The 23022-nt window shown below is 49.2% G+C and carries 25 protein-coding genes; 23 read left to right on the top strand and 2 right to left on the bottom strand.

The window, feature by feature from the left end; genetic code table 11:
- From MSA64_RS10220 to MSA64_RS10325, 22 genes are all read left to right on the top strand, one after another.
- On the top strand, positions 1–2125 hold a 2125-nt coding region (locus MSA64_RS10220; protein ID WP_287891515.1), incomplete at its 5' end, for a SpaA isopeptide-forming pilin-related protein.
- Positions 2126–2159: 34 nt separating this feature from the next.
- On the top strand, positions 2160–2624 hold the full coding sequence (locus MSA64_RS10225; RefSeq protein WP_442027420.1) for a gamma-glutamylcyclotransferase family protein: 465 nt from the start codon (positions 2160–2162) through the stop codon (positions 2622–2624).
- Positions 2621–3418, top strand: a complete 798-nt coding sequence (locus MSA64_RS10230) for a class B sortase (protein WP_442027418.1) — start codon at positions 2621–2623, stop codon at positions 3416–3418. The genes MSA64_RS10225 and MSA64_RS10230 overlap by 4 nt, the downstream gene beginning before the upstream one ends.
- Before the next feature lie 294 nt (positions 3419–3712).
- Entirely contained in the window at positions 3713–4873 is a 1161-nt protein-coding gene (metK, locus tag MSA64_RS10235) for a methionine adenosyltransferase (protein ID WP_287891517.1), read from the top strand.
- Positions 4873–5838: a DUF3991 domain-containing protein gene (locus tag MSA64_RS10240; protein ID WP_287891518.1), complete on the top strand. Its 966-nt coding sequence runs from the start codon at positions 4873–4875 to the stop codon at positions 5836–5838. Before metK ends, MSA64_RS10240 begins: the two co-directional genes overlap by 1 nt.
- Positions 5839–5843: 5 nt before the next feature.
- Positions 5844–6617, top strand: coding sequence for a hypothetical protein (locus tag MSA64_RS10245; RefSeq protein WP_287891519.1), 774 nt, complete (start codon positions 5844–5846; stop codon positions 6615–6617).
- 66 nt (positions 6618–6683) lie between these two features.
- Positions 6684–7496: a site-specific DNA-methyltransferase gene (locus MSA64_RS10250; protein ID WP_330639115.1), complete on the top strand. Its 813-nt coding sequence runs from the start codon at positions 6684–6686 to the stop codon at positions 7494–7496.
- Positions 7497–7642: 146 nt separating this feature from the next.
- Entirely contained in the window at positions 7643–7966 is a 324-nt protein-coding gene (locus MSA64_RS10255) for a DUF7768 domain-containing protein (RefSeq protein WP_019162195.1), read from the top strand.
- 142 nt (positions 7967–8108) lie between these two features.
- Entirely contained in the window at positions 8109–8486 is a 378-nt protein-coding gene (locus tag MSA64_RS10260; RefSeq protein WP_270339481.1) for a DUF3789 domain-containing protein, read from the top strand.
- A 126-nt stretch (positions 8487–8612) separates the two neighbouring features.
- Positions 8613–8921: a plasmid mobilization protein gene (locus MSA64_RS10265; RefSeq protein ID WP_287891520.1), complete on the top strand. Its 309-nt coding sequence runs from the start codon at positions 8613–8615 to the stop codon at positions 8919–8921.
- Between the two features lie 3 nt (positions 8922–8924).
- Positions 8925–10223, top strand: a complete 1299-nt coding sequence (locus tag MSA64_RS10270) for a relaxase/mobilization nuclease domain-containing protein (RefSeq protein ID WP_287891521.1) — start codon at positions 8925–8927, stop codon at positions 10221–10223.
- Positions 10224–10228: 5 nt separating this feature from the next.
- Positions 10229–11062, top strand: coding sequence for a PcfB family protein (locus MSA64_RS10275; RefSeq protein WP_287891522.1), 834 nt, complete (start codon positions 10229–10231; stop codon positions 11060–11062).
- Between the two features lie 3 nt (positions 11063–11065).
- Positions 11066–12004, top strand: a complete 939-nt coding sequence (locus MSA64_RS10280; RefSeq protein WP_287891523.1) for an ArdC-like ssDNA-binding domain-containing protein — start codon at positions 11066–11068, stop codon at positions 12002–12004.
- A gap of 95 nt (positions 12005–12099) precedes the next feature.
- Positions 12100–12414: a hypothetical protein gene (locus tag MSA64_RS10285; RefSeq protein WP_287891524.1), complete on the top strand. Its 315-nt coding sequence runs from the start codon at positions 12100–12102 to the stop codon at positions 12412–12414.
- A gap of 15 nt (positions 12415–12429) precedes the next feature.
- A complete protein-coding gene (locus MSA64_RS10290) occupies positions 12430–12693 on the top strand; it encodes a DUF4314 domain-containing protein (protein WP_330639116.1) in 264 nt (87 codons plus the stop codon).
- A gap of 26 nt (positions 12694–12719) precedes the next feature.
- Positions 12720–14450, top strand: coding sequence for a VirD4-like conjugal transfer protein, CD1115 family (locus MSA64_RS10295; RefSeq protein WP_442027467.1), 1731 nt, complete (start codon positions 12720–12722; stop codon positions 14448–14450).
- Positions 14450–14824 (top strand): glutamyl-tRNA amidotransferase, encoded by a 375-nt coding sequence (locus MSA64_RS10300; protein WP_287891526.1) that lies wholly within the window; start codon positions 14450–14452, stop codon positions 14822–14824. Before MSA64_RS10295 ends, MSA64_RS10300 begins: the two co-directional genes overlap by 1 nt.
- A gap of 75 nt (positions 14825–14899) precedes the next feature.
- Complete coding sequence (locus MSA64_RS10305; RefSeq protein ID WP_287891527.1) at positions 14900–15739, top strand: hypothetical protein; 840 nt, start codon at positions 14900–14902, stop codon at positions 15737–15739.
- 11 nt (positions 15740–15750) lie between these two features.
- Positions 15751–16188 (top strand): DUF4313 domain-containing protein, encoded by a 438-nt coding sequence (locus tag MSA64_RS10310; protein WP_287891528.1) that lies wholly within the window; start codon positions 15751–15753, stop codon positions 16186–16188.
- An 8-nt stretch (positions 16189–16196) separates the two neighbouring features.
- Positions 16197–16631 carry a PrgI family protein gene (locus MSA64_RS10315; protein ID WP_287891529.1) on the top strand — a complete coding sequence of 145 codons (435 nt, stop codon included), beginning with the start codon at positions 16197–16199 and terminating at the stop codon, positions 16629–16631.
- Positions 16624–18954, top strand: a complete 2331-nt coding sequence (locus MSA64_RS10320) for a VirB4-like conjugal transfer ATPase, CD1110 family (protein WP_330639119.1) — start codon at positions 16624–16626, stop codon at positions 18952–18954. Before MSA64_RS10315 ends, MSA64_RS10320 begins: the two co-directional genes overlap by 8 nt.
- A gap of 31 nt (positions 18955–18985) precedes the next feature.
- Entirely contained in the window at positions 18986–20977 is a 1992-nt protein-coding gene (locus MSA64_RS10325; RefSeq protein ID WP_270339482.1) for a lysozyme family protein, read from the top strand.
- 246 nt (positions 20978–21223) lie between these two features.
- Here the strand turns inward: MSA64_RS10325 and MSA64_RS10330 are convergent, their stop codons facing one another.
- Together MSA64_RS10330 and MSA64_RS10335 are read right to left on the bottom strand one after the other, a co-directional pair.
- A complete protein-coding gene (locus tag MSA64_RS10330) occupies positions 21224–22033 on the bottom strand; it encodes a helix-turn-helix transcriptional regulator (protein WP_287891531.1) in 810 nt (269 codons plus the stop codon).
- 199 nt (positions 22034–22232) lie between these two features.
- A complete protein-coding gene (locus MSA64_RS10335) occupies positions 22233–22607 on the bottom strand; it encodes an ArsR/SmtB family transcription factor (RefSeq protein WP_270339485.1) in 375 nt (124 codons plus the stop codon).
- Positions 22608–22774: 167 nt separating this feature from the next.
- Here MSA64_RS10335 and MSA64_RS10340 point away from each other — a divergent pair, with 167 nt between their 5' ends.
- Positions 22775–22993, top strand: a complete 219-nt coding sequence (locus MSA64_RS10340; protein WP_270339486.1) for a cation transporter — start codon at positions 22775–22777, stop codon at positions 22991–22993.
- Positions 22994–23022: the final 29 nt, after the last annotated feature.

Below are 23022 nucleotides of genomic sequence, written 5' to 3' on the forward strand. Positions count from 1 at the left end.
TGGAACTTATTATGTAAAAGAGATTTCTGCACCGGACGGTTTTGTATCCTCTGACGGGGTACTGGAATTCGATGCCACCTATCAGGGACAGGACATTCCGACCATCAAGCTGAAATCTGTAAAGAAGAACCAGCCTACTACGATTGAGGTAACCAAATCCGATCTGACTACAGGTGTGGAGCTGAACGGGGCATCCCTTTCTGTTTTGGATAAAGATGGAAATGTGATCGACAGCTGGACTTCCGTAAAGGATGAGCCGCATGTGATCAAATACCTGACTGTTGGAAAAACCTATATCCTCCGTGAATCCCTTGCACCGCTTGGCTATTTAAAGACCACGGATGTGGAATTCACCGTTCAGGATACCGCAGAAGTACAGAAAGTGGAAATGAAAGACGATGTGCCGAAAGCACTGCTAATCGTAAACAAGAAAGGCGAATTCCTCGATAAGATCACCCTGCTGGACAATGTCAAAGGCGTTGTAGAGCATCTGTTTGAGTACATCACAGGAAGCCTGTCAGACGTTACCTTTGAGATTTACGCTGCAGAGGATATTAAAGCAGCCGATGGCGTAAGCCCGGATTATTATTCCAAAGACGAACTGGTAGCAACTGTGACAACGGATGCAAACGGCATTGCAAAAGTATCTGATCTTCCGGTTGGAAAATACTATGTCAAAGAGGTAGGCACAGCATATGGGTATGTGCTAGATGAAGAACCACGATATGTAGATCTTTCCTACCGTGATCAGGATACCCCGGTTGTCGTATACGATGAGGACTGGCAGAACAACCGTCAGAAAGTAAAAGTGAATGTCCTGAAGAAAGAAAAGGATACAGATCGTGTATTAAAAGGCGGCATCTTTGGTCTGTACACCAGAAACGACATCCTGTCCGCATCTGGAACGGTGCTGATGGAAGCAGATACTCTGATTGAGTTAAAAACAACAGATGCAGATGGAAAGATTTCCTTTATTGCAGATCTGCCGATTGACGGAACCTATTATGTGAAGGAGCTGTATGCACCGGATGGATTTGTCACCACCGGAGAAGAGCAGGAATTTGTTTTTGAGTACCAGGGAGATAAAGAAGCAGAAGCGTCCTATGAGTTTGTATTTGAAGATGAGCCAACAACCGTGGAGCTTTCCAAAACCGATCTGACCAAGGGCGAGGAACTGCCGGGAGCCAGATTACAGCTGACCGATGAAAACGGTGCTGTTGTTGAGGAATGGACATCCACCGAGGAGCCGCACATCATCAAAGAACTGGTTGTAGGAAAATCTTATACACTGACAGAGACAAAGCCGGCCGATGGATATGCCACTGCGGAAAGCATCACATTTGTTGTGGACAATACTGCAGAAATCCAGAAACAGGTAATGGAAGATGACGTGACCAAAGTGGAGATCAGCAAAACGGATATTACCGGAGACAACGAGATCGAAGGAGCCAAACTGACCATCACAGATGAGAATGGCAAGGTTGTAGAGAGCTGGATTTCTGGAAAAGAGCCGCATTATATCGAAAAACTTCCGATTGGGAAATACACCCTGAAAGAAGAGCAGGCTCCAAACGGTTATGTCGTTGCGGAAGAAATCACCTTTGAGGTGTCTGACACCGCAGAAATTCAGAAAGTAGCCATGAAAGACGATACCGCAAAGGGACGCCTGATCGTTGAGAAAACGGATAAGGATACCGGAGCTGCACTGAAGGGTGCAGAATTTGAACTGAGGGATGCCGATGGCAAAGTTGTGGAAACACTGACCACCGATGAAAACGGTCATGCAACCAGCGGACTGCTTGCAATCGGAACTTATAAGGATGGCAAATTTGACAAAGCAGTCACTTACTATCTGGTTGAGACCAAAGCACCGGAAGGATACCAGTTGGATGAGACCAAGTATGAAGTGACTTTTACCTATGTAGATGACAAAACCCCAGTAATCGAAGTCATTCAGAAAGTAACCAACGAGAAACTGCCGGAGGATACCCCGGTCGTCAGCAACCCGAAAACAGGTGATAATACCAATCTCTGGATTCCGGCCCTGTGCCTGATCCTTTCCGCAGGCGGTCTGATCGGTATGGGTGTGGCATCCAGAAGAAAGAAGAAAAAAGGGGGCAGATAGGCTGAAACAATTATATTTTGCGTATGGAAGCAACATGGATCTGGACCAGATGGCATATCGGTGCCCAAAGGCGGAGGCGGTAGAAACCGTCCGCCTGGAGGGGCATCGGCTGACCTTTGCAGGTGTAGGAAGCGGTCTTGCCACCATCTTCCCGGAAGAGGGAAGCCATGTGGACGGCGTCCTCTGGTCACTGACCGGGGACTGCGAAAAGAGCCTGGATCTTTATGAAGGCTATCCTGATTTTTACGACAAACAGGAAATCACTGTCAAGAATAAAGGTGGAAGGGAAATTAAAGCCATTGTCTATATCATGACAAAAGACTATATGCAGAACTTTAATCCACCCGGACGGTCGTACCTGACCGGAATCTTGAAGGGCTGCAGGCAGAACCAGATCCCGACAGAGCCGATCCTGAAAGCAGCGAGGAAACCACCTGTACCGGGAAAGACACAGAAGAGTCAGCCAAAGAAGCAGAGGAAAGCCGGCCCGGAACGATGAAAATCGTGAAAAAACTTTTTCAAACGGTATGCCTTACAGCCCTTTTCTTAAGTGCCGGGTTTCTGATTTACCACATGGTATATCTCCCAATGGAGAACAAAAAGCTGGTGGCAGAGCTGAAAGGGAATTTCCCGGAGCCGGAAGCTCCGGGAGCCTCAGGCTCTGAAAAGAAAGACCAACCAGCTGGAAGAAAATGCCCGGTGGCTGCGGTAGACCTTGTTTCTCTTCGGGAACAATACCCGGATGTACAGGGGTGGCTGACAATACTGGATACCGGGATCGATTACCCGGTGCTTCAGTCCGAACAGGAAAATGGAGAATTTTATCTGAAGCGGAATTACAAAAAGGAGTATGACATCAACGGAAGTCTGTTTTTGCAGGCAGACTGCAAAGTGTCTGAAAGCAGGAATCTCATCATTTACGGTCACAACATGAACAGCGGAGCGATGTTTGGAAACCTGGACTTATATGCGAATGAAACGTATTATCAGGAGCATCCCTTTACTTATCTTCAGACAGAGGATGGCATTCAGGAATACAGGATTGTCACGGTGCTAAAAGCAGACCTGGAGTTGTTCCCCTTCCAGAAGAAACTCGCAGATGCGGAGGCAGTGCAGGAGTACTTAAAAGCAGCCAAGCAAAGAGAAGTGTTCGAAACTGGGGATGATTACCTGACGTGTATATACGATAAGGTTTTAACTCTCGTCACGTGTTCGTATGAATGGAGCGGTGCCAGGAACATCGTCCTGGCTGTACCCGTTTCCGGGGCATTTTGGAGCGAGAAGTGTTCGTAAGTACCCCAAAAGTGCAGAAAATGAGACAAATAATGACCGCGCGGAACGGGAAGTGTTCAAAACAAGGGGATTATATGAGGTTAGGTGTTGGGAGTATTCAGGAGGAAAAAAGTGTTCCAAAATGGAAACTCTAACCATACTTTACGGGATATCCGCCAATGTTCCGGCGAAAAGTGTCTGCCCCCCTGAAAAGTGCAGAATGTGAGACAACTTATAACCCAGATCCGGCAGGAAGTGTTCCAGAAAGGAGCGTTTCCTGCCGTTGTTATTTACTTGGAAAGGATGGTAACGATTATGAAACGATTTTATACAGCGGAATCCGTAACGGAAGGACACCCGGATAAGCTCTGCGACCTGATCGCAGACAGCATTCTGGATGCGTGTCTGAAAGAGGATGAAAATTCCAGGGTGGCCTGCGAGGTGATGGCGACCAAAGGAAACATCATCGTGGCAGGAGAGATCACAAGCAGATTTGAGCCGCAGGTGTTTGAAATCATCAAAAAAGTGTTGGAGAGCGCAGGCTATGAAGCGGAAGAAATCCACATGGATGCGCTCATCCACAGGCAGAGTCCTGACATTGCCGGGGCGGTGGAGCAATCCAGAGAATGCAGGGCAGGGACTGTTTCTGTTCAGAGCGGACTTGCCAGCGGTGCCGGGGATCAGGGCATCATGGTTGGATACGCCTGCGATGAGACACCTCAGCTCATGCCGATGCCAGTAGTTCTAGCAAACCGCATCGTGAGGGAACTGTCTGCAAGCCGCAGAAGCGGTTATATCATGGGAATCCTGCCGGACGGAAAGACACAGGTCACGGTGGAATACGAAGATGACAGGCCAGTCCGTCTGGATACGGTCATTGTTTCCTGCCAGCATGAAGAGGAAAAATCTCTTCGGAAGCTGGAGCATGAGATCCGGGAGAAAGTATTGCGCCCGGCACTTCGTATGCTGCCGCCGGATGAGGACACCAAAATTCTGATCAATCCATCGGGCAGATTTGTGTGCGGAGGTCTGGATGCAGATACCGGACTGACCGGAAGGAAGCTGATGGTGGATACCTACGGCGGTCTGGTTCCGCATGGCGGCGGTGCATTCTCCGGGAAGGACTGTTCCAAAGTTGATCGTTCCGGGGCATATATGGCACGTTACATCGCCAAAAACATGGTGGCTGCAGGACTTGCCAGCCGATGCCAGGTGTCCCTTGCCTACGCCATTGGGGTTGCCCAGCCAGTCATGGTACAGGTAGATACCTTTGGAACTGGGAAAATCTGTGCGGATGACTGCCTTGCTGCAGCAATCCCTCTGGTGTTCGGGCTTACCCCAAGCCAGATCTGTGACACCCTGCACCTGAAGCGGCCGATCTACCGACAGAGTGCCGTGTTCGGGCATTTTGGCAGAAAGGAATTCCCGTGGGAGAAAATAGATAAGGTAGAGCAGCTCCGGGATACCGTGATGTAATGCCGTGGATTCCAGAAGAGGAAATCAAACGGGCAAGGGAGATCACCGCCATTGAGTACCTGAAGAAATACCAGCCGAACCGCCTGAAAAAATCTTCAGCCAGAAATGAATGGGAGCTGACGGACCACGACAGCTTCAAGATCAACGAACTCACCAGCCAGTGGCACTGGAAATCCAGAGATATCGGGGGTACCAGTGCTTTAAATTTCCTGATCCATGTAGATGGGTGTTCATTTCTGGAAGCGGTGCAGATGCTGAAAGATGAGTATCCCACCTATATCCCTCCGCCTGTGGAGGCAAAGCCCAAGAAGCCGTTTGTCCTGCCGCCGGCCAGCCCGGACTGCCGCAGAGTGTTCCGATACCTGAAAGAGCGGGGCATCAGCGGCGAGATCTTACAGCGGTGTGTTCATCTGGGAATCCTATATGAAAGCCTGCCCTACCATAACGCTGTGTTCGTAGGCCGGGACGAAAATCAGGTGGCAAGATATGCTTTTCTGCGTGGAATTTACGATGCCAGCGGAAAGTCTTTTAAGATGGAACAGGCCGGAAGTGAAAAGGCATACGCTTTTTGTGTTCCGGCAGAAGAGGGCTGCAGACGGGTTGCCGTTTATGAAGCCTGTGTGGATGTGCTGGCTCACATGACACTGGAACAGGGAAACCGGGATAAGTACCGTCTGGAGCTTGGCGGGATCAGCGCCCCAAAAGAAGGACAGAGCCAGCGGAGCATGAAAAAGCCGCAGGCATTGGAACATTTTTTGTCCCAGCACCCGGAGATCACCGAAATCGAAGTGTGTACCGACAATGACTTTGCCGGACGGTGGGCGTGTGAACATATCCGAAAAGCCTACGAAGGTAGCTATCAGATCATCGAGAACCTGCCGGAAATCGAAGGAGCGGACTGGGCAGATATGGCAAAGATAGCTGCCCGGACACCAGAGAAACGGCAGGGCAAGGAAGTGAGGTGATGCCTATGAAAAACAAAATAGAAGTGGAAATACTTTCCCCTGTTATGGCAAGTTTTATCCCGGAACGCTCAGACAGTGTGGACTGGGAAGATGCAGACCCATTGGAAGGAAACGAGCTGGTGCCATACCAAGAAGCCATAGCAGAAAAAATTGACCAGGTCAACCGACTTGGTTCACCGGACGACACCCCCTGTAATCTAATGGATTATTTTCACGGAAGCGACAGTGTCCGGGAAAAAGTAGAACGCATTACAATAGGGGTAAAAGAACAGGATAATGTTTTATACGGATGTGCCAGACTGACGCTTTGCAAACCTCTGACATCAAGAGAATATGTCGAGGTGGAAGAGTATCTGCGAGGCCAGTACAGCGATGGCTGGGGTGAGGGCATGGAGCAGAGGGAGATCAAAGTAGACGGCGGCGAATTATATCTGCATTTTTATGTTGGTGCAGGTTCGGATTTTCTGATTCAGATGAAAGCACCGGAAAACGGTATGCAGGAAAAGCAGCCGGAACAAAAGCCGTCCCGTCCAGAGCTTAAGCTCTTAGGGCATGACGGAAATATTTTCTCAATCCTTGGGGATGCCTCAAGACTGCTCAGACGTGCCGGAATGTCCGAACAGGCTAATGAGATGGAAGAACGTATCTACAAGAGTGGCAATTACCATGAAGCGCTGAGAATCATCAGCGAATATGTGGAAACCGAACTGTCGGATCATCGTGAACAGCCCAGAACGCCGAGAAAAGAAACACCGAAAAAAGAGGATATCTGCCGATGAGCAGTTCCATAGATAGAAGCACTTCCGGAGAAATCTGGAAAATAAGCAACCGAAAGGATGATGCCTATGGGAAATACCCTGAAACTTGAAAACCTTTTAAAACCGGACTGCCTGCCAGATGAGTCTGCCGGAGGGGAGAACTGGCGTATCCTGCATGGGGATACCTTAAAGCTGGTCAAGGGATTCCAGCCGGGGATCTTTGATGCAGTCGTGACTGATCCGCCCTATGCGTCCGGGGGAACCAAGCAGAATGAACGCAACCGTACCACCAACCAGAAGTATAGCAGTATGAAATCGGAGAACGCCCTGCCGGATTTTGATGGGGATAACAAGGACCAGCGTTCCTGGACCCACTGGATGGCAGAATGGCTGTACGATGTACGGAAAGCCTGCAAGAAAGGGGCTCCGATCTGCCTTTTTATTGACTGGAGACAGTACCCGTCCATCACCGATGCCCTTCAGTGGGCAGGCTGGATCTGGAGAGGAACCGCAGTCTGGGACAAGGGAAACTCCCGTCCTCAGAAAGGCAGGTTCCGCCAGCAGGCAGAATATATTGTCTGGGGGAGCAACGGCCCGATGCCGATCAACCGCCCGGTGTCCTGCCTTCCGGGGGTATTCCGTTATGGAAATCCGCAGAACCGCATCCATGTGACAGAAAAACCTCTCCAGCTGATGAAGGATGTCATTCAGATCTGCGAGCCGGGCGGTCTGATCTTAGACCCGTTTGCCGGAGCTGGTACTACTATCCTCGCTGCGGCAGAGTCAGGATATCAGGCAGTCGGTATTGAGGTAACGGATGCGTATTATAAGCTGGGAAGTGACCGTGTCCGAACCGCACTGGAAGCATTGGAAGAAACAGAAAACAAAGAATCGCAGTAACCGGATGTCTGTCAGACATCTGAAAAAAGAAAAAGAAGAATCCAGATGTCCACAAGACATCCACAGAGCCGGGATGCTTTGTGGGTGTTTTTTTAGATCACGCCGGACAGAGGTAAACTGTCCGGTCAGGAAAGGAGATGGTCGTATTGGAACAGGCACTTGCTTATGTATGCTGTTCTGCAGAAGAGGGAAAGACCAAGGTACAGCGGTACTGCCGGAAGATCTACGAACTGGGATATGTACCGATCTGCCCGCAGTACAGCTTTTCCCCATTCCTTGATGATGGGGATGCAGAGGATATGCAGGCCATGCGGAGAATGTCCCACCAGATCTTAAGACGATGCAGGATGGTGGTCGTCTGCGGAAAAGAGACCACCGGGACGATGAACACGGAGATCAGCATGGCTGACAGACTCCATATCATCTGTACCACGCTGGATGGGTTGAGCAAAATCAAGGAAAACGAATGATTCAGAAAAACGACTGGTTCAGAGGGGACGAAACCGGATGCGACTGGTTTTGCAAGCATAGCGTTTGGATATCCAAACGCACTTTGGGGAGAACCCCAATCCCCCATACTGAGCCGTAAACAAACGAAAGGAGAACAAAAAAATGTTAGGATTTATACTTGGCACAATGACCGGAGGAGTAATGGGCGTTTTTGCAATGTGTCTTTTCATAGCTGGAAAGCGGGAAGATGAGGCACTGGAGCGGTGCCGGATGAAACGGAAAGAGATCATCAATCACGGTGCATGCATCTGTTTTGTAGACGGCAAAGGAAAGGAACTGTTCCGACTCTCAGACGGGGAGAGCCTTGTGCAGAATGCCCCCAATGGAGAGCGGAACGTATCCACCTGTCACTATCTGGATGCAGAATCTGCTATGATCGATGGGAAGAAATGGAACCTTCTGGAGTTTGCAAAAGAGATGGAAAAGAGAGGGATCATGTTCGCCCCAATGGAGCTGTGCCAGGTACCGGAAAGGGGGTGAGACCCATATGAAGAAAAAGATCATTGCTGCAGCGGTAGCCATCGGCGTTCTGGCAGGTTTCCTGATCTGGAAAAACCGTGAAATGTAATGGAGTAATCAATAACCCGTCGGAAAGCAGGTGAAGAGATGAGAAAAAGAAACCATGTGATACCAGTCCGCCTCAATGCAAAGGAGCTGCGTTTTCTGGAAGAGCAGGTAGAAAAAAGCGGCCTGTCCCGTGAGGAATATATCCGTTCCATTGTCATGGGCGGCGAAGTCCGGGCAAGACCCTGTGAGCATCATACGGAGCTTTTGCGGAAAATATCCGGTCTGTGCAACAACGCCAATCAGCTTGCCCATGTAGCCAACGGCTGCGGGCTGGCAGGGGAAGAGAGCATCCGGGAAATGCTCCGCATAACGAAAGAAACATGGAGGCTGGTCAAAGAGGAATGGTAGCCGATGGCATATACCAGTATCATCCCGGTCAGCCGTCTGGACAATTCCATCACTTACATCCGAAACAAGGATAAGACCACAAAGAAAGGGCAGAATGCCGGCTCTCTGGAAGAAGCCATTGATTATGCCATGAACCGGAACAAGACGGAGCGTTCCGTTTTTGAGGATGCCATCGGCTGTGTCTGTGAGACTGCCTATCAAGATATGGTAGCTACAAAGAAACGGTACCACAAGATGGATGGAGTACAGGGCTATCATCTGGTGCAGAGCTTTGCCAAAGGGGAAGTTACACCGGAACTGGCCCACCAGATTGGCATAGAGCTGGCAGAAAGGCTCCTTCAGGGAAAATATGAAGCAGTGATCACCACCCATCTGAACACGGAGCATTACCACAACCACATCGTGTTTAACTCCGTGAGCATGGAAGATGGGAAAAAGTACCACAGTAACAGCAGAAGCTACTACGAGGACGTGCGGAAAGCTTCGGATGCCCTGTGCCTGAAATATGGCTTATCAGTTATCGAACCGAAAAACGGCAAAAGGAAGTCCTATGCCCAGTGGATGGCAGAACAGGACGGAAAGCCGACCTGGAGAACCTCGATCCGTCTGGATATCCGGGATGCGGTGGCAGAGAGCTTCACATGGAAACAATTTCTGGACCAGATGAAACAGAGGGGATACCAGTGGAAGCTGAACCAGAAGTACATTGCATTAAAAGCACCGGGGATGGAACGGTATATCCGCCTGCGGAGCCTTGGGAAGAATTACTCGGAAGAGAGCATCCGGCAGTGGATTTTGCAGCCCAAAAGCAGGATACCTGCTGAAATGGAACATACTTCCCGAACCCCGAAAAAGAAGTTAAAAGGGATACAGGCCCTGTACTATTCCTATCTGTACCAGATGGGTGTTTTAAAGCAGAAGCCCAAAAGGATCTCCCCGGTGCTCCGGGCAGATATCCGGAAACTGGATGCCAGAATTGAGCAGATGGAATTTCTCCAGAAGCATCAGATCACCACCCGTGAAGAGCTGATGGCATACCGAACCCCATTGGAAGAACAGGTACAGGCACTCACAAAGGAACGAAAGCGGCTCTACCGGAGCGAACCGGACAGTGTCAGGATCGGTCAGATCACCGAAGAACTGAAGCCGCTTCGGAAGGATATCCGCCTTTGTATCCGGATCGAACAGCAGTCCAAAGAGATGGAAGAAAAGATGCGTCTTGCAGAGCAGATTCAGAGACAGGCAGAACAGGAAGAAGCACAGACGGAGAAAACCAGACAACCGAGAACAGAAAGCAGGTGAACAATATGAACTATGGAGGCGATGCGGCGGACCAGATCGTCCGGTATTCCCTGGACGGTGTGGACCACGGGCTCAGGCTTTCGGGTACGCTGGCAAAGCATCTGGCGGTATTTGTTGCCGCCGTATTAAAAGATCAGAAGAAAACGAGGGGCAGAACCCGGATGGTGCGGATGTTAAAGGAGAATAAGCCATTGAAATTTTTTACCGTACCGTCCGACCGCCTGCGTGAATTCTGCAGTGAGGGCAGGAAACGAGGGCTGCTCTATGTCATTATCCGGGATAAAAAGAACCCGGAGATGAGCGAGGTCATGGTCTTTGCAGATGACGCAGCCAAGGTCAACCGGGTCATGGATAAGATGAACCTTGATTTTGTAAGAAGCGAAGTCGGGGAAGCTGTCCATGAGGTAACCGCAGGAATGGAAACGCCGGAAACCGGAATGGTGCAGGAAACCGTACAGATGCCAGAGGGCGAGGTGCAGTTCGAGATCAGCGATCTGGACGAAGCATTCCAGGTTGGTGATATGGATTTTTCTGAAGGAGAAAAGAACCAGAACCACGATGGAAAGGAAATGTCCGAACCGGAAAATTTTATCCCGGTGCAGGAAGAGGGGGAAGAGAATCTGTCCGGCTCTTCCTTGCACAGCAGAAATATTTCTACCGGGCAGGAAAACGGGACTGAAGGGACAAAGCAACAGGAACGTCCCAGTGTCCGCCGGGAGCTGGAGAACATCAAACGGGAGAAAACAGAGGAATCCCAGAAGCGGAGCCGGGAAAAGAACCGTGGACCAAAGAAAACGCAGAAGAAAGCAAGAAATAAACGAAAGGTGAAAGCGAGGTAGTAGATGGACCTGACAAAATTTTTAGGGCAGGACACGCAGGAGCAGTCCACCCAGCGGTTATCGAAAGAGGAATATGCCGCGCAGAAAAAGCAGGAGAGGGAAGAAATCTGGGGCATGATCGATGGAAAGGCACAGGAGGTCTTCCAGAATGGGGACTCCTTAAAAGGATTCCTTGATTTTATGGGACAATGCAAGCCGCAGAGGACAGACAACCTGTTCCTGCTCTATGCACAGAACCCGGAAATCCGGCAGGTCAAGACCTTTGAAAAATGGAAGGAAGAAGGAAAGGTGGTCAAGACCGGAAGCAAGGGATACAACTTCATTGTCGGACAGGAATATGAAAAGGATGGTGTCATCCAGCAGGGGTACTCCATCCAGAAAGCCTATGACATCAGCCAGATCCGCACCAAGCAGCCGGAAGAGGCGGAGCCAAAGCCGATGGACCAGCTAATGGAAGCACTGCTGACCGACAGCGAGGTACGGATTCAGATTGCAGACAATCTGCCAGATAAGGTGCAGGCGCAGTACATCCCAAACAAGCGGACGATCTATGTCCGAAATGGCATGAGCAAAAATGCAACGTTCCATTCCATCAGCCGGGAACTGGCCTGTGCGTCCCTTGACCATCACGATGGAAGCTACAGCCGGGCAGGGGTATCGGCACAGGCCTATTGTGCGGCGTATGTAACGGCACAGAAATACGGCGTGGATGTCTCCGGCTTTTCCTTTGACAAGGTATGCCAGATGCAGGCATTCGGTCAGAAAGATCCGAAAGAACTCCGTTCCTTTATCCAGGATGTAAAGAGTGCAGCCTATTCCATCGGCAAGCAGGTAGACCGCAACCTTGGCAAAAGTGAGCAGGAATTTATGACCGATGAATTTGCCATCCCGGAGGAAAAAACAGAGAAACCAGCCAAAAGTAAAAAGTCCCCGGAACGCTGATAAAAAGGGCGTTTTTGGGCTCTTTTGCAGTAGCTTTCCAGGAGCAAGTGTGGTATGTTGTGGTTGAGAAAAAGAGGAAAAAAGGAGGCTCGCCTATGACAAGAATGCGATATGTAAAGATGGACCGGATCATGAACCACATGCTGATTCATGCCCTTCGGGAAGTGTTCCGGCAGGAAAAAGAACAGGGGCTTCCGGTAGATACCACACGGGATCTGGTTCTGAAACTTGCAGAGCAGGAAGAAGGAAAGCTCTACCTGACAGAAGCCGAACACACCAAATCCGTAGAAGCCTTAAACAAGCTCCGGGACACATACATCAACAACGGACGCTATTCCGATGGGATCGACAGCGTCCTGTTAAAAATCATGAAATCCAGATACCGCCCATACCGTGGACGGGGAAGATGAAAGGAGGCGGTACATATGTATCGAAACATGACAAGTGAAAGGGTGGAATCCATGCGGAGAAGATATCCGCCGGGAACAGAAGTTACTCTGAACAGCATGGAAGGGGAAAGTCATATGCCACCCGGTTTAAAGGGAACGGTGGATATGGTGGATGATGCAGGGCAGATCCATGTAAACTGGGAGAACGGAAGCAGCCTTGCCCTCGTTCCGGGAGTGGACAGCTTCCACATCACGGATCTGCCAAGAGCAGAGAGGCCAAAACAGCAGCCATCCCAGTAATAAACAGCCGGAAGTCGGACTGGGTGATCTGGCTTGCCGGACTGCCTGTTATCTGGTGGGCAGCGATCCTGATTGGGGATGCCATCCAGCCGGGCAGGAATCTTTTTGAGCTGATGGAGGTTCTCACGGAAAAACTGAACCATCCATTCCAGCTTCATTATACGGAATATACCATCAAGTCGGTGCTGGTCTGCACGTTACTTTACGCAGCCGGGATCGGCATTTTTTATTCCAGCCAGAAGAACTACCGCAGAGGGGAAGAGCATGGCTCTGCCAGATGGGGAGATGCCCGGCAGATCTGTAAGAAATACAGCCAGAAGCCGTACTCCCAGAACATCCTGCTGACGCAGAACTTCCGCATCAGCCTGGACACCCACAAGCACCGCAGGTGTCTCAACATCCTCGTGGTGGGAGGCTCCGGTGCAGGAAAGTCCAGAGGCTTTGCCCTGCCGAACATCATGCAGTGCTGCTGTTCGATGGTCATCACCGATCCGAAAGCCGAGCTGCTCCGAAAGACAGGCGGTCTGCTGGAAAAGAAGGGATATGAGGTGCGTGTCTTTGACCTCATCAATCCCGACACATCTTTTTGCTACAATCCATTCGAGTACGTCCACGATGACAAAGACGTACTCCGTCTTATTTCCAATCTGATACAAAACACCACACCAAAAGGTTCCCAGTCCTCCGACCCTTTCTGGGAGAAGAGCGAGACAGCACTGCTTCAGGCACTGATGCTGTACCTGCTTCACGAAGCTCCGCCGGAAGAACAGAACTTTGCCATGATTATGGAGATGTTAGGTTCTGCCCAGGTAAAGGAAGAGGACGAGGACTATGAGTCCCCTCTGGATATTTTGTTTGACCGTCTGGAGATGCGGGACCCGGACAGCATTGCCGTCAAGCAGTACCACATCTACAAGCAGGCGGCGGGAAAGACCGCCAAGTCCATCCTGATCAGTGTTGGTGTCCGTCTGGCGGCCTTTAACCTGCCGCAGATCGCCAAGCTGACCAATACCGATGAACTGGATCTTTCCAGCATGGGTGAGAAGAAAGTAGCCCTTTTCTGCTGTATCCCGGATGCGGATACTTCTTTGAATTATCTGGTAGGCATGATCTACAGCCAGCTTTTCCAGACGCTTTATTACATGGCAGACCGTGTGCATGGCGGTGCCCTCCCGGTTCCGGTCAACTGCATTATGGATGAGTTTCCAAACGTATCCCTGCCCAATGAGTTTGAGAAGATCCTGGCAACCTGCCGATCCCGTTCCATTTACTGCAGCATCATCATCCAGAACATGAGCCAGCTAAAAGCTCTGTTCAAGGACTCCTGGGAGAGTCTGGTGGGAAACTGCGATGAGTTTTTATATCTGGGCGGCAACGAAAAAGAGACACACAAATATGTATCAGAATTACTGGGAAAAGAAACCATAGACACCAATACCTACGGGCAGACCAAGGGCAAATCCGGCAGCTACTCCACCAACTTCCAGCAGAGCGGAAGGGAACTGTTACAGCCGGATGAAGTCCGCATGCTGGACAACCAGAATGCCCTTCTGTTTATCCGTGGGGAGCGGCCCATACTGGATGCCAAGTATGACCTGATGAAGCATCCCAACATCCGGTATACCGAGGACGGTGGAGCCGGCCCGTTCAACTATGCGAAAGCACCGCTGGCACATGACGATTTTACGTTTGACGAAACAAGATATGACGATTACGAACTGCTTCTGGATGAGGACATCATCGGGGAGCTTTTTTGATGGGAGGAATGCCAATGAATTTACTGAAAAATAAGAAACACACAGAAACCAAGAAAGAGACCGCACTGCTGAAGATGAAGAGAGGGCAGAAGAAACTGTTTGTCCTGTATGCGGTCATGGTGCTGACGATCTGCATCGGGGCAACCTGCGTTTACGCTGCAGGCGATCCGCTGACCGTAGTCAATAACCTGTCCACCTTTATCTTTTCCCTGATCCGAGCCATTGGCCTGATCCTGCTGGGATTTGGTATTGTGCAGGTCGGCCTGTCCTTAAAGAGCCACGATCCAAGCCAGAGGGCAAATGGATTTTTGACACTGGCAGGCGGTATCATCATTACCTTTGCAAAAGAGATCCTGGACCTGATCATGGGATAGGAAGAGAGACTAGAAGGGGAGCCATGCGACAAGCTGGCTCTCCGCTCACTTTTGCAGGATGGGAGGTGAAACTGTTTGAGTGATAACTGGATCGTACAGAATCTAAATTCTGCCTTGCAGACCTGGAGTGACAAGCTGGCTGAGATCTGGACACTGCTGACGCAAAACCCGGAGAATTTCAAGGGCGGTGCGATCTGGAGTGTGATGACGAACATCAACGGTGGACTGAAAGCCATCGGGTACGGCCTGCTGGTTCTGTTCTTTGCAGCGGGGCTTGTGAAAACCTGTGGAAGCTTCACGGATATGAAAAAGCCGGAACACGTCGTGAAAGCCTTTATCCGATTTGCACTGGCACAGGGAGCCGTCATGTCCGGCATGGAGCTTCTGACTGCAATCTTTTCCATAGTGCAGGGCATCGTGACAAACATCATGTCCCACTCCGGGATGGCAGGGGGAACCGTAACGGAACTGCCCTCGGAGATCGTGGACAAGATCGAAGCGGTGGGAATGCTGGAATCCATCCCGTTGTGGATCGTAACCCTATTGGGAAGCCTGCTGATTACGGTATTGTCGTTTGTCATGATTCTGACCGTATATGGAAGAATGTTCAAGCTGTACATGTATACAGCCATCGCACCGATTCCGCTGGCAACCTTTGCCGGGGAGCCGACCCAGTCCGTGGGGAAGAACTTTATCCGTTCTTACGCCGGGGTATGTCTGGAAGGAGCCATCATCGCACTGGCCTGCATCATCTTTTCGGTGTTTGCGGCAAGCCCGCCGGCCATCGGGGACACCAGCCTGTCAGCCGTGACCATTGTCTGGAATTACGTCGGGGAGCTGGTATTTAACCTGCTGGTACTGGTTGGGGCAGTCAAGGCATCCGACCGGATCGTAAAAGAAATCATGGGATTATAGGAGGCAAGAAAATGGAAGAACCAAAGACACTAAGCTATGACTGGCAATATGGCCGGGAGGAATTATTTCTCCAGATAGACGGTTATGGGGAGGATGACAATCTCTATATCGGGCTTTACCACATGGAAGATGGATGCCCGGAAAGTTTTGCAGACCTTACGGTAAATCTGCCTTTTGCTCCACTGAATAATATCAATGAAGCCTATATTGATCACAATTTCAGTAAAGAAAAGCTCCATTTTATAAGGCAGCATAAGCTGGGAAAGATACTGCCGGATACCGCATCCTCCGGTTACTGTATCTTCCAGAAAGTCGCATTTGATCTGAAAAAACTGGCAGAGCTTGATCCGGAAGGAACCAAAGCATTTATGGAAAGACATGGTATCCAGATAGAGGATGCACCAAAACAGAAACCAAAGAAAAAACAGAGATCACAAAGAGAAAGGTAGAAAATGACATGGAAGTGAAAATGAATAAAGAAATCCGCGACTATCAGGAGGCAATGTTCTGGGGCTTAAGTTTCCGGCAGTGCCTTTTTTCAGTGCTGGCAATTCTGGCAGCCCTTGGGATCTATTTTATTACCAGGAAATACGCCGTAGAACAGGTAACCGGATGGCTGTGTGTGCTTGGGGCGGCTCCCTTTGCAGCCTGTGGCTTTTTCCGTTACCACGGCATGACTGCGGAACAGTTTGTATGGGCAGTCATCAAATCCGAACTGCTGTACCCGAAACGGCTGGTATTCAAATCGGAGAACCTGTACTTTTCCTGCATGGAAGAAAGCCTGCAGCTAGGTGAAAAGATGATGGGAAACGGAGCGGAGCTTCTGGAGAAGAAGCGGACGAAACAGAAGAAACCAAAGAAACTAAGAGGAAGGGGTGATGCCTTTGATTAAAACCCTGAATCAGACACTGAAACAGGACAAAGAAAAATTCAAAGTACCGAAGTCTGTCCAGCAGGCCATCCCGATCCGTAAGATCTGGCCAGATGGGATTTTCCAGGTGGAGAGCAAGTATTCCCGTACATTCCGGTTTACGGATATCAACTATTCCATTGCCAGCAAAGCGGACAAGACGGAAATGTTTCTGGATTACTCGGAACTTTTAAATGCACTGGATTCCGGCTGTACGGCGAAGATCACCCTGAACAACCGCAAGATCAACAAGGAAGAATTTGAGCAGTCCCTGCTGATTCCAATGAAAGGGGATGGGCTGGATGAATACAGGAAGGAATACAACGATATGCTCCTTTCCAAAATCTCCGGTACCAACAACAGTATCTACCAGGAACGTTATCTGACTGTCAGCGTCCACAAGAAGAATATCGATGAAGCCAGGACATACTTCGCCCGTGTGGGAACGGATATCATCACCCATCTGGCCAAGCTGTCCTCCATCGGGGAAGAGCTGGATGCGGAACAGAGGCTCCAGATCTTCCGGGACTTTTTCAAGGCAGACGTTCCGCAGAGCTTTCCGTTTGATATGAAAGCCTTTGCGAAAAAGGGACACAGCTTCAAGGACTGGATCTGCCCGGACACGATGGAGTTCCACAACGACCATTTCAAGCTGGGTGAGCAGTACGGCAGAGTCCTTTTTATGGAAGATTACGCCAGCTATGTAAAGGATGAGATGATCTCCGAACTGTGCAGCCTTGGCAGGAACCTGATGCTGTCCATTGACATTATTCCGGTGCCTACAGATGAAGCGGTGCGTGAGATCCAGAACCGACTGCTGGGTGTAGAGACCAACGTGACGAACTGGCAGAGACGCCAAAATGCAAACAATAACTTTTCTGCTGTGGTTCCCTATGACATGGAGCTGCAGAGAAAAGAAACCAAGGAGATGCTGGACGATCTGACCACCAGGGACCAGAGGATGATGTTCGGTATCCTGACAATGGTACATATGGCAGACAGCAAGAAACAACTGGATTCCGACACGGAAACCCTGTATTCCATTGCAAGAAAGCACCTCTGCCAGATGGCAACTCTGAAATGGCAACAGGCCGATGGGCTGAATACTGTCCTGCCGTATGGCCTGCGGAAGATCGATGCGGTGCGTACCCTTACCACAGAATCCACTGCCGTCCTGATTCCGTTTCATACGCAGGAGATCATGCAGCCGGGCGGCATCTACTATGGGCAGAATGCCGTCAGCAAAAATATGCTGGTGGCAGACCGAAGGAAGCTGTTAAATGGAAACTCGTTCCGACTGGGAGTCAGTGGTTCAGGAAAGAGCTTCTCGGCAAAGGAAGAGATCGTAGACCTTGCCCTTTCCACAGAAGATGACATTCTCATCCTTGATCCAGAGTCGGAGTTTACTTCTCTGGTGGAAGCCTTAAACGGAGAGGTCATCCAGATCTCGGCAACCTCCGATACCCATCTGAATGCACTGGATATGGACTCTGCCTATGGCAATGACCGTAATCCTCTGATTGAAAAGTCGGAATTTATCCTGTCCCTGTTTGAGCAGCTTGTAGGAGCCGGAAACCTTTCGGCAAAGGAAAAATCCATCCTCGACCGCTGCACCGCAGATGTGTACCGGGATTATATGAGGGGCGGATACCAAGGGCAAGTGCCGACCTTAAAAGACCTGTACCGACAGCTCATGCTCCAGCCGGAGGAAGAAGCCAGAGGGCTGGCATTGTCTTCGGAATTGTTTATCAATGGCAGTCTGAACACCTTTGCCCAGGAAACCAATGTCAATACGAAGAGCCGTATCATCGACTATGACATCCGGGAGCTGGGCGAACAGTTGATGCCCCTTGGCATGCTGGTCACACTGGATTCGATTTTCAACCGTGTGATCCAGAACTGGAAGAAGGGAAAAACGACATGGATCTTTGCGGATGAGTTTTATCTGCTGTTCCGCTACGAATACAGTGCGGACTTTTTCTACCGTCTGTACAAGCGTATCCGTAAGTATTCCGGTTTTGTAACTGGGCTTACCCAGAACGTAGAGGAACTTCTGAAATCCGATACCGCCCGCCTGATGCTGGCAAACAGTGAGTTCCTGATCCTTTTGAATCAGGCCACTACCGACCGGGATGAGCTTGCGGCACTTCTGAATATTTCAGACAACCAGTTATCCTACATCACCAATGTGGGTGCCGGCCACGGCCTGATCCGCTGCTCTGGAAATCTGGTGCCATTTGAAAATTCGTTCCCAAGAAACACCAAGCTGTACCGTCTGATGACGACCAAGCCGGGCGAAGCGTAAGAGCAGTACAGACCGGGACTGGAGGTGAGAGATGAAGGATATCAAAACCAAAGAAGTTACAACAAAACCAAAGACCAAAAATCCTGCCTCCAGAATCCCCAAGGAGCTGATGCGGACGGCCATACTGGAGAGCAAGGAAAAATCCCAGACCATCGCAAATGCCAGGGATAATGATATGGGAGAACAGTCCCCATCAGAATATGCCAGTGGGAAAGTCTCATCCGCAGAGGAATGGGCTGCCAGAAAGACTGGCAGAACCGTAACCAGAGCTGGAAAGACAGCAGCACAGGCTTCCTACGAGAAGATCAAAACAAGAGCCGCGGGCAAAAAAGAAGCACAAGAAAAAGCGGAGAAAGAAGCTTCCAGAGGAACCGGGGACACACAGGCTCCTGATCAGGCCAGCCGGGAAGCACCGAAGCAGAAGAGTCGGGAACAGGCGGTATCCCGTGTGAGGATCAAAGAACGGGAAAACCAGGAAGTCCAGATCCAGAAAGCACAGCGGCAAAAGGCGATTTCAGATGCTGTCAAAACGAAAGAACAGAAGATCCGGGCAGCCAGGGAGACACCGAGAATCCAGAATGGGCAGGAGCTACCAGAAACGAAGCGGTTCTCCATCCGAGAACAGAGCCAGAAAGCGGCAGCAACAGATACCGCAAGGCAGAATGCCATTCGTCAGAAACAGCCGGAAACCATCTGGATCAAGGAGAAGCCAAGGAAGCCGCCGGAGCCGAAAACCATGCAGAAGCGTACTATCAAGACGGCTCCCCAGTCTGCGAAGATCAGCGCCCAGCCAGAGCAGAAGCTCCGAGTGGCCAGCTCCAATGCTCTGACAGCCCGGATGCAGAATCAGATGGAACGATGGGCTGCGAAACAGGCGGCAAAGAAAGCAGCCTTGCAGACTTCCGATGGAGTCCGCCGGATACAGAAAACGGCAAGGGCAGGGGAGAATACCTTCAAGGCAGCCAAAGCCGCCGTGGAAGCGGCAGCGAAAACCGTACAATCCATGATGGCTGCTCTGGGAGCCGCCGGAGCGGTCATGGTTCTGCTTCTGGTTATCATAGTCGGAATCATAGGAGGTGCGGCATTCTCTGGAACTTCGGAGAGCAACGAAGCACTTAGCCAGGAAGTCCTTTCCTATACGTCAACCATCCAGAAATATGCCAACCAGTATGGAATCTCCGAATACGTCTCGGTGATACAGGCAATCATGATGCAGGAATCCGGTGGCCGGGGGACAGATCCCATGCAGAGCAGTGAGTGCCCATACAACACCCGGTACTCCAACAGCCCAAATGCAATCCAGGATGCAGACTACTCCATACAGGTGGGAATCCAATATTATGCGGACTGCCTGAAAGAAGCCGGATGCACCAGCCCACAGGATATGGACAAGCTGAAGCTGTCCCTGCAAGGGTATAACTACGGCAACGGATACATAACGTGGGCGCTTCGAAACTACGGGGGCTACAGTGCAGAAAATGCCCTGCAGTTTTCCAACGAGCAGGCGGCTTCGCATGGCTGGAGTGCCTATGGAGATCCAGAATACGTCCCTCATGTCCTGCGGTATTATTCCAGCGGCGGATTGTTTGCCGGCCTGTTTGGAGGCAACGGCCAGATCGTATCCGTGGCACTTACCCAGCTTGGAAATGAAGGTGGCCAGAAGTTCTGGTCGTGGTATGGCTTTGACAGCCATGTAGCATGGTGTGCCTGCTTTGCCAGCTGGTGTGGGGATCAGGCTGGACTGATCGAGAGCGGCAAGATGCCGAAGTTTTCCATGTGCGATGATGGAATTGCATGGTTCCAGAGCAAGGGAAAATGGAAGAGCCGGGGATACTCGCCAGCACCCGGAACCCTGATCTTTTTTGACTGGAACGGGGACGGAACCTCAGATCATGTGGGAATCGTGGAGAAAACCGAGGGAAATGTCATTTATACAGTAGAAGGAAACACCAGCAATATGGTTGCCCAGAGAAGTTATAATATAAATGACAATACAATTATGGGTTATGGACTGATTAATTGATAGCCATATTATAAGATTTCTTTGCTTAAAACCAAATTTCCAGGCAAAGCATTATTATATGCCTGCCTGGAAAAGGGGAGATATCTATATAAATCTGTTATAACAGAATTGTTGTTAGGCGATGCCGTTTAAAAAATTGGGTACCCGGAGGTTTAAACGGCATCTTTTGAACTTGCAGGGATAAGAATAAAATAATAATGTGGTAAAAATATGGTGAAATGAAAAAAATTTAATTTGCAGGCTATTTTAGAGTTTCCGATATTCAGATGGCGATACATGAAATATTTCTTTAAAGGCAATAGAAAATTTACTTTGGCTTTCGTATCCAACACATTTGGCAATCTGGGAGACACTGTCATCTGTATCCTTAAGTAATCTGGCAGCTTCTTTCAATCTATGTTCTTTCATATGTGCGGCAATGGAATCACCATATACTGCCTTGAATACCTCTTTTAACGTTGAGGTATTGACAAGAAACTGTTTGGATAATTGTTCGATTGTGATTCGTTCTCCAAGGTTCTGCATCATATATTCATGTATTTTTTTGATCAGTTCCGTTTGCTCGGACGAATAGGAGGAAGGTGTTTTTGCATGGGAATCAGGGAGCGTGCTTAGGTATAAAAAAAGTTCCAGAACTTTTAATTTGCATATATCGTTCTGGATCTTAGAAGATATTTTATCAATACCGAAAAAAAGATGTCCGATCTGCTCATTTCCTGAAAAGACAGAGAAATTTTTATCATAGCAAAGATTAGTAATCCAGGACAGATCAGAAATACCTTTTTTTAATGGATATTCGGAAAGGGTATGTTCCAGATATTCAGGAGCTACGAACAGGGAGATACCTTTGTAGTAACCTAAAGGAAAGTAAAGAGTAGAGTGTACACAGTTATCCATACGATGAACAGACAGATCCCCGCTGCCAAGGTAGATATGGCTGGAATGATCAAGTTCCCATTCTAAACGTCCATGCTGGCAAAAATCAATCTGGATCAGAGATTCATATGCCGGATGATATCCGGAAAGACTGTTTGCCCGGAAAGTAAAAAAAGTCATAAAACATCCGGGGAAGAGTGGAAGAATGGTTGCTTTTCCAGTGCCATTTATTTTGGTTTGAAAATTCATTTTTTGTGGAAAGATATCTGTATTCAAAGATGTTTTTCCTAAAATTTTTATATTTCCATATGGAATATCCTGTAATTCCTGTGAAATTAAATTCTGATCATATACAGCCATAAATTGAAACCTCTTTTCTTTAGCGTGTATTGGATGGACAGGTTATTTCAAGTGTTTTTTCAATACTCAGATGCAGCAGGCGGCTCTGTTCTGTATCGGATGCTTTATAGCAGACTTCCTTTCCATTTCGCCGGCTGGTTACAAGACCGTTTGATTTTAAAAGACGCAGATGATGAGATACCGCCGGGCTTGTCATACCCATCAATGTAGAAATATTGAGGACACATTCTTCACAGTGACATAGCAGCCAGAAGATACGTAAACGGCTGGTGTCTCCGAGAAGTTTAAAGATATCGGCAGCAGCTCCAAAGTTTTCTGCATTAGAAAGCTGAGGAAGAAGTTCTTCCACATTTTTTTCCTCATGGTTATGAGGTAAATGAAATTCAGATGTCATAATCAGGCTCCTTTTCTTTTGAGATTGTTCCATTTGGAAGATGTTTGGTTCTGTTTGGAAGAAGAAAACCAAAGTGTGTTGACACTCCTTTATGATGCGATTATACTACAGCCATAACAAATAAACAAGTGCTTAATGCTTGAACAAAAGAAAGGAGTTTTCTATTTATGAAGAAAACATATAAGATTGAAGTAGACTGTGCAAACTGTGCAAACCTGATGGAAGATGCAGCAAAGAAAACTGCCGGAGTTGCAAATGCAACGGTTAATTTTATGACACAGAAAATGATCGTAGAATTTGAAGAAGGTCAGGAACCGAAAACAGTTATGGCAAGTGTTGTGAAAGCCTGCAAAAAAGTAGAACCTGACTGTGAAGTGTTTATCTGATAGACAAAAGTTTCCCTTGTTCCTGAAAA

Origin of the sequence: Oliverpabstia sp. (genome assembly GCF_022785585.1) — a bacterium.
In the GTDB taxonomy this organism is placed as follows: domain Bacteria; phylum Bacillota; class Clostridia; order Lachnospirales; family Lachnospiraceae; genus Oliverpabstia; species Oliverpabstia intestinalis.

What these genes read in the sequence shown, in the direction of transcription:
- MSA64_RS10225 (WP_442027420.1), top strand. Translation starts at nt 2,160, where the DNA reads ATGGATCTGGACCAGATGGCATATCGGTGCCCAAAGGCGGAGGCGGTA.
- MSA64_RS10230 (WP_442027418.1), top strand. Translation starts at nt 2,621, where the DNA reads ATGAAAATCGTGAAAAAACTTTTTCAAACGGTATGCCTTACAGCCCTT.
- metK (WP_287891517.1), top strand. Translation starts at nt 3,713, where the DNA reads ATGAAACGATTTTATACAGCGGAATCCGTAACGGAAGGACACCCGGAT.
- MSA64_RS10240 (WP_287891518.1), top strand. Translation starts at nt 4,873, where the DNA reads ATGCCGTGGATTCCAGAAGAGGAAATCAAACGGGCAAGGGAGATCACC.
- MSA64_RS10245 (WP_287891519.1), top strand. Translation starts at nt 5,844, where the DNA reads ATGAAAAACAAAATAGAAGTGGAAATACTTTCCCCTGTTATGGCAAGT.
- MSA64_RS10250 (WP_330639115.1), top strand. Translation starts at nt 6,684, where the DNA reads ATGGGAAATACCCTGAAACTTGAAAACCTTTTAAAACCGGACTGCCTG.
- MSA64_RS10260 (WP_270339481.1), top strand. Translation starts at nt 8,109, where the DNA reads ATGTTAGGATTTATACTTGGCACAATGACCGGAGGAGTAATGGGCGTT.
- MSA64_RS10265 (WP_287891520.1), top strand. Translation starts at nt 8,613, where the DNA reads ATGAGAAAAAGAAACCATGTGATACCAGTCCGCCTCAATGCAAAGGAG.
- MSA64_RS10270 (WP_287891521.1), top strand. Translation starts at nt 8,925, where the DNA reads ATGGCATATACCAGTATCATCCCGGTCAGCCGTCTGGACAATTCCATC.
- MSA64_RS10275 (WP_287891522.1), top strand. Translation starts at nt 10,229, where the DNA reads ATGAACTATGGAGGCGATGCGGCGGACCAGATCGTCCGGTATTCCCTG.
- MSA64_RS10280 (WP_287891523.1), top strand. Translation starts at nt 11,066, where the DNA reads ATGGACCTGACAAAATTTTTAGGGCAGGACACGCAGGAGCAGTCCACC.
- MSA64_RS10285 (WP_287891524.1), top strand. Translation starts at nt 12,100, where the DNA reads ATGACAAGAATGCGATATGTAAAGATGGACCGGATCATGAACCACATG.
- MSA64_RS10290 (WP_330639116.1), top strand. Translation starts at nt 12,430, where the DNA reads ATGTATCGAAACATGACAAGTGAAAGGGTGGAATCCATGCGGAGAAGA.
- MSA64_RS10300 (WP_287891526.1), top strand. Translation starts at nt 14,450, where the DNA reads ATGGGAGGAATGCCAATGAATTTACTGAAAAATAAGAAACACACAGAA.
- MSA64_RS10310 (WP_287891528.1), top strand. Translation starts at nt 15,751, where the DNA reads ATGGAAGAACCAAAGACACTAAGCTATGACTGGCAATATGGCCGGGAG.
- MSA64_RS10315 (WP_287891529.1), top strand. Translation starts at nt 16,197, where the DNA reads ATGGAAGTGAAAATGAATAAAGAAATCCGCGACTATCAGGAGGCAATG.
- MSA64_RS10325 (WP_270339482.1), top strand. Translation starts at nt 18,986, where the DNA reads ATGAAGGATATCAAAACCAAAGAAGTTACAACAAAACCAAAGACCAAA.
- MSA64_RS10330 (WP_287891531.1), bottom strand. Translation starts at nt 22,033, where the DNA reads ATGACTTTTTTTACTTTCCGGGCAAACAGTCTTTCCGGATATCATCCG.
- MSA64_RS10335 (WP_270339485.1), bottom strand. Translation starts at nt 22,607, where the DNA reads ATGACATCTGAATTTCATTTACCTCATAACCATGAGGAAAAAAATGTG.
- MSA64_RS10340 (WP_270339486.1), top strand. Translation starts at nt 22,775, where the DNA reads ATGAAGAAAACATATAAGATTGAAGTAGACTGTGCAAACTGTGCAAAC.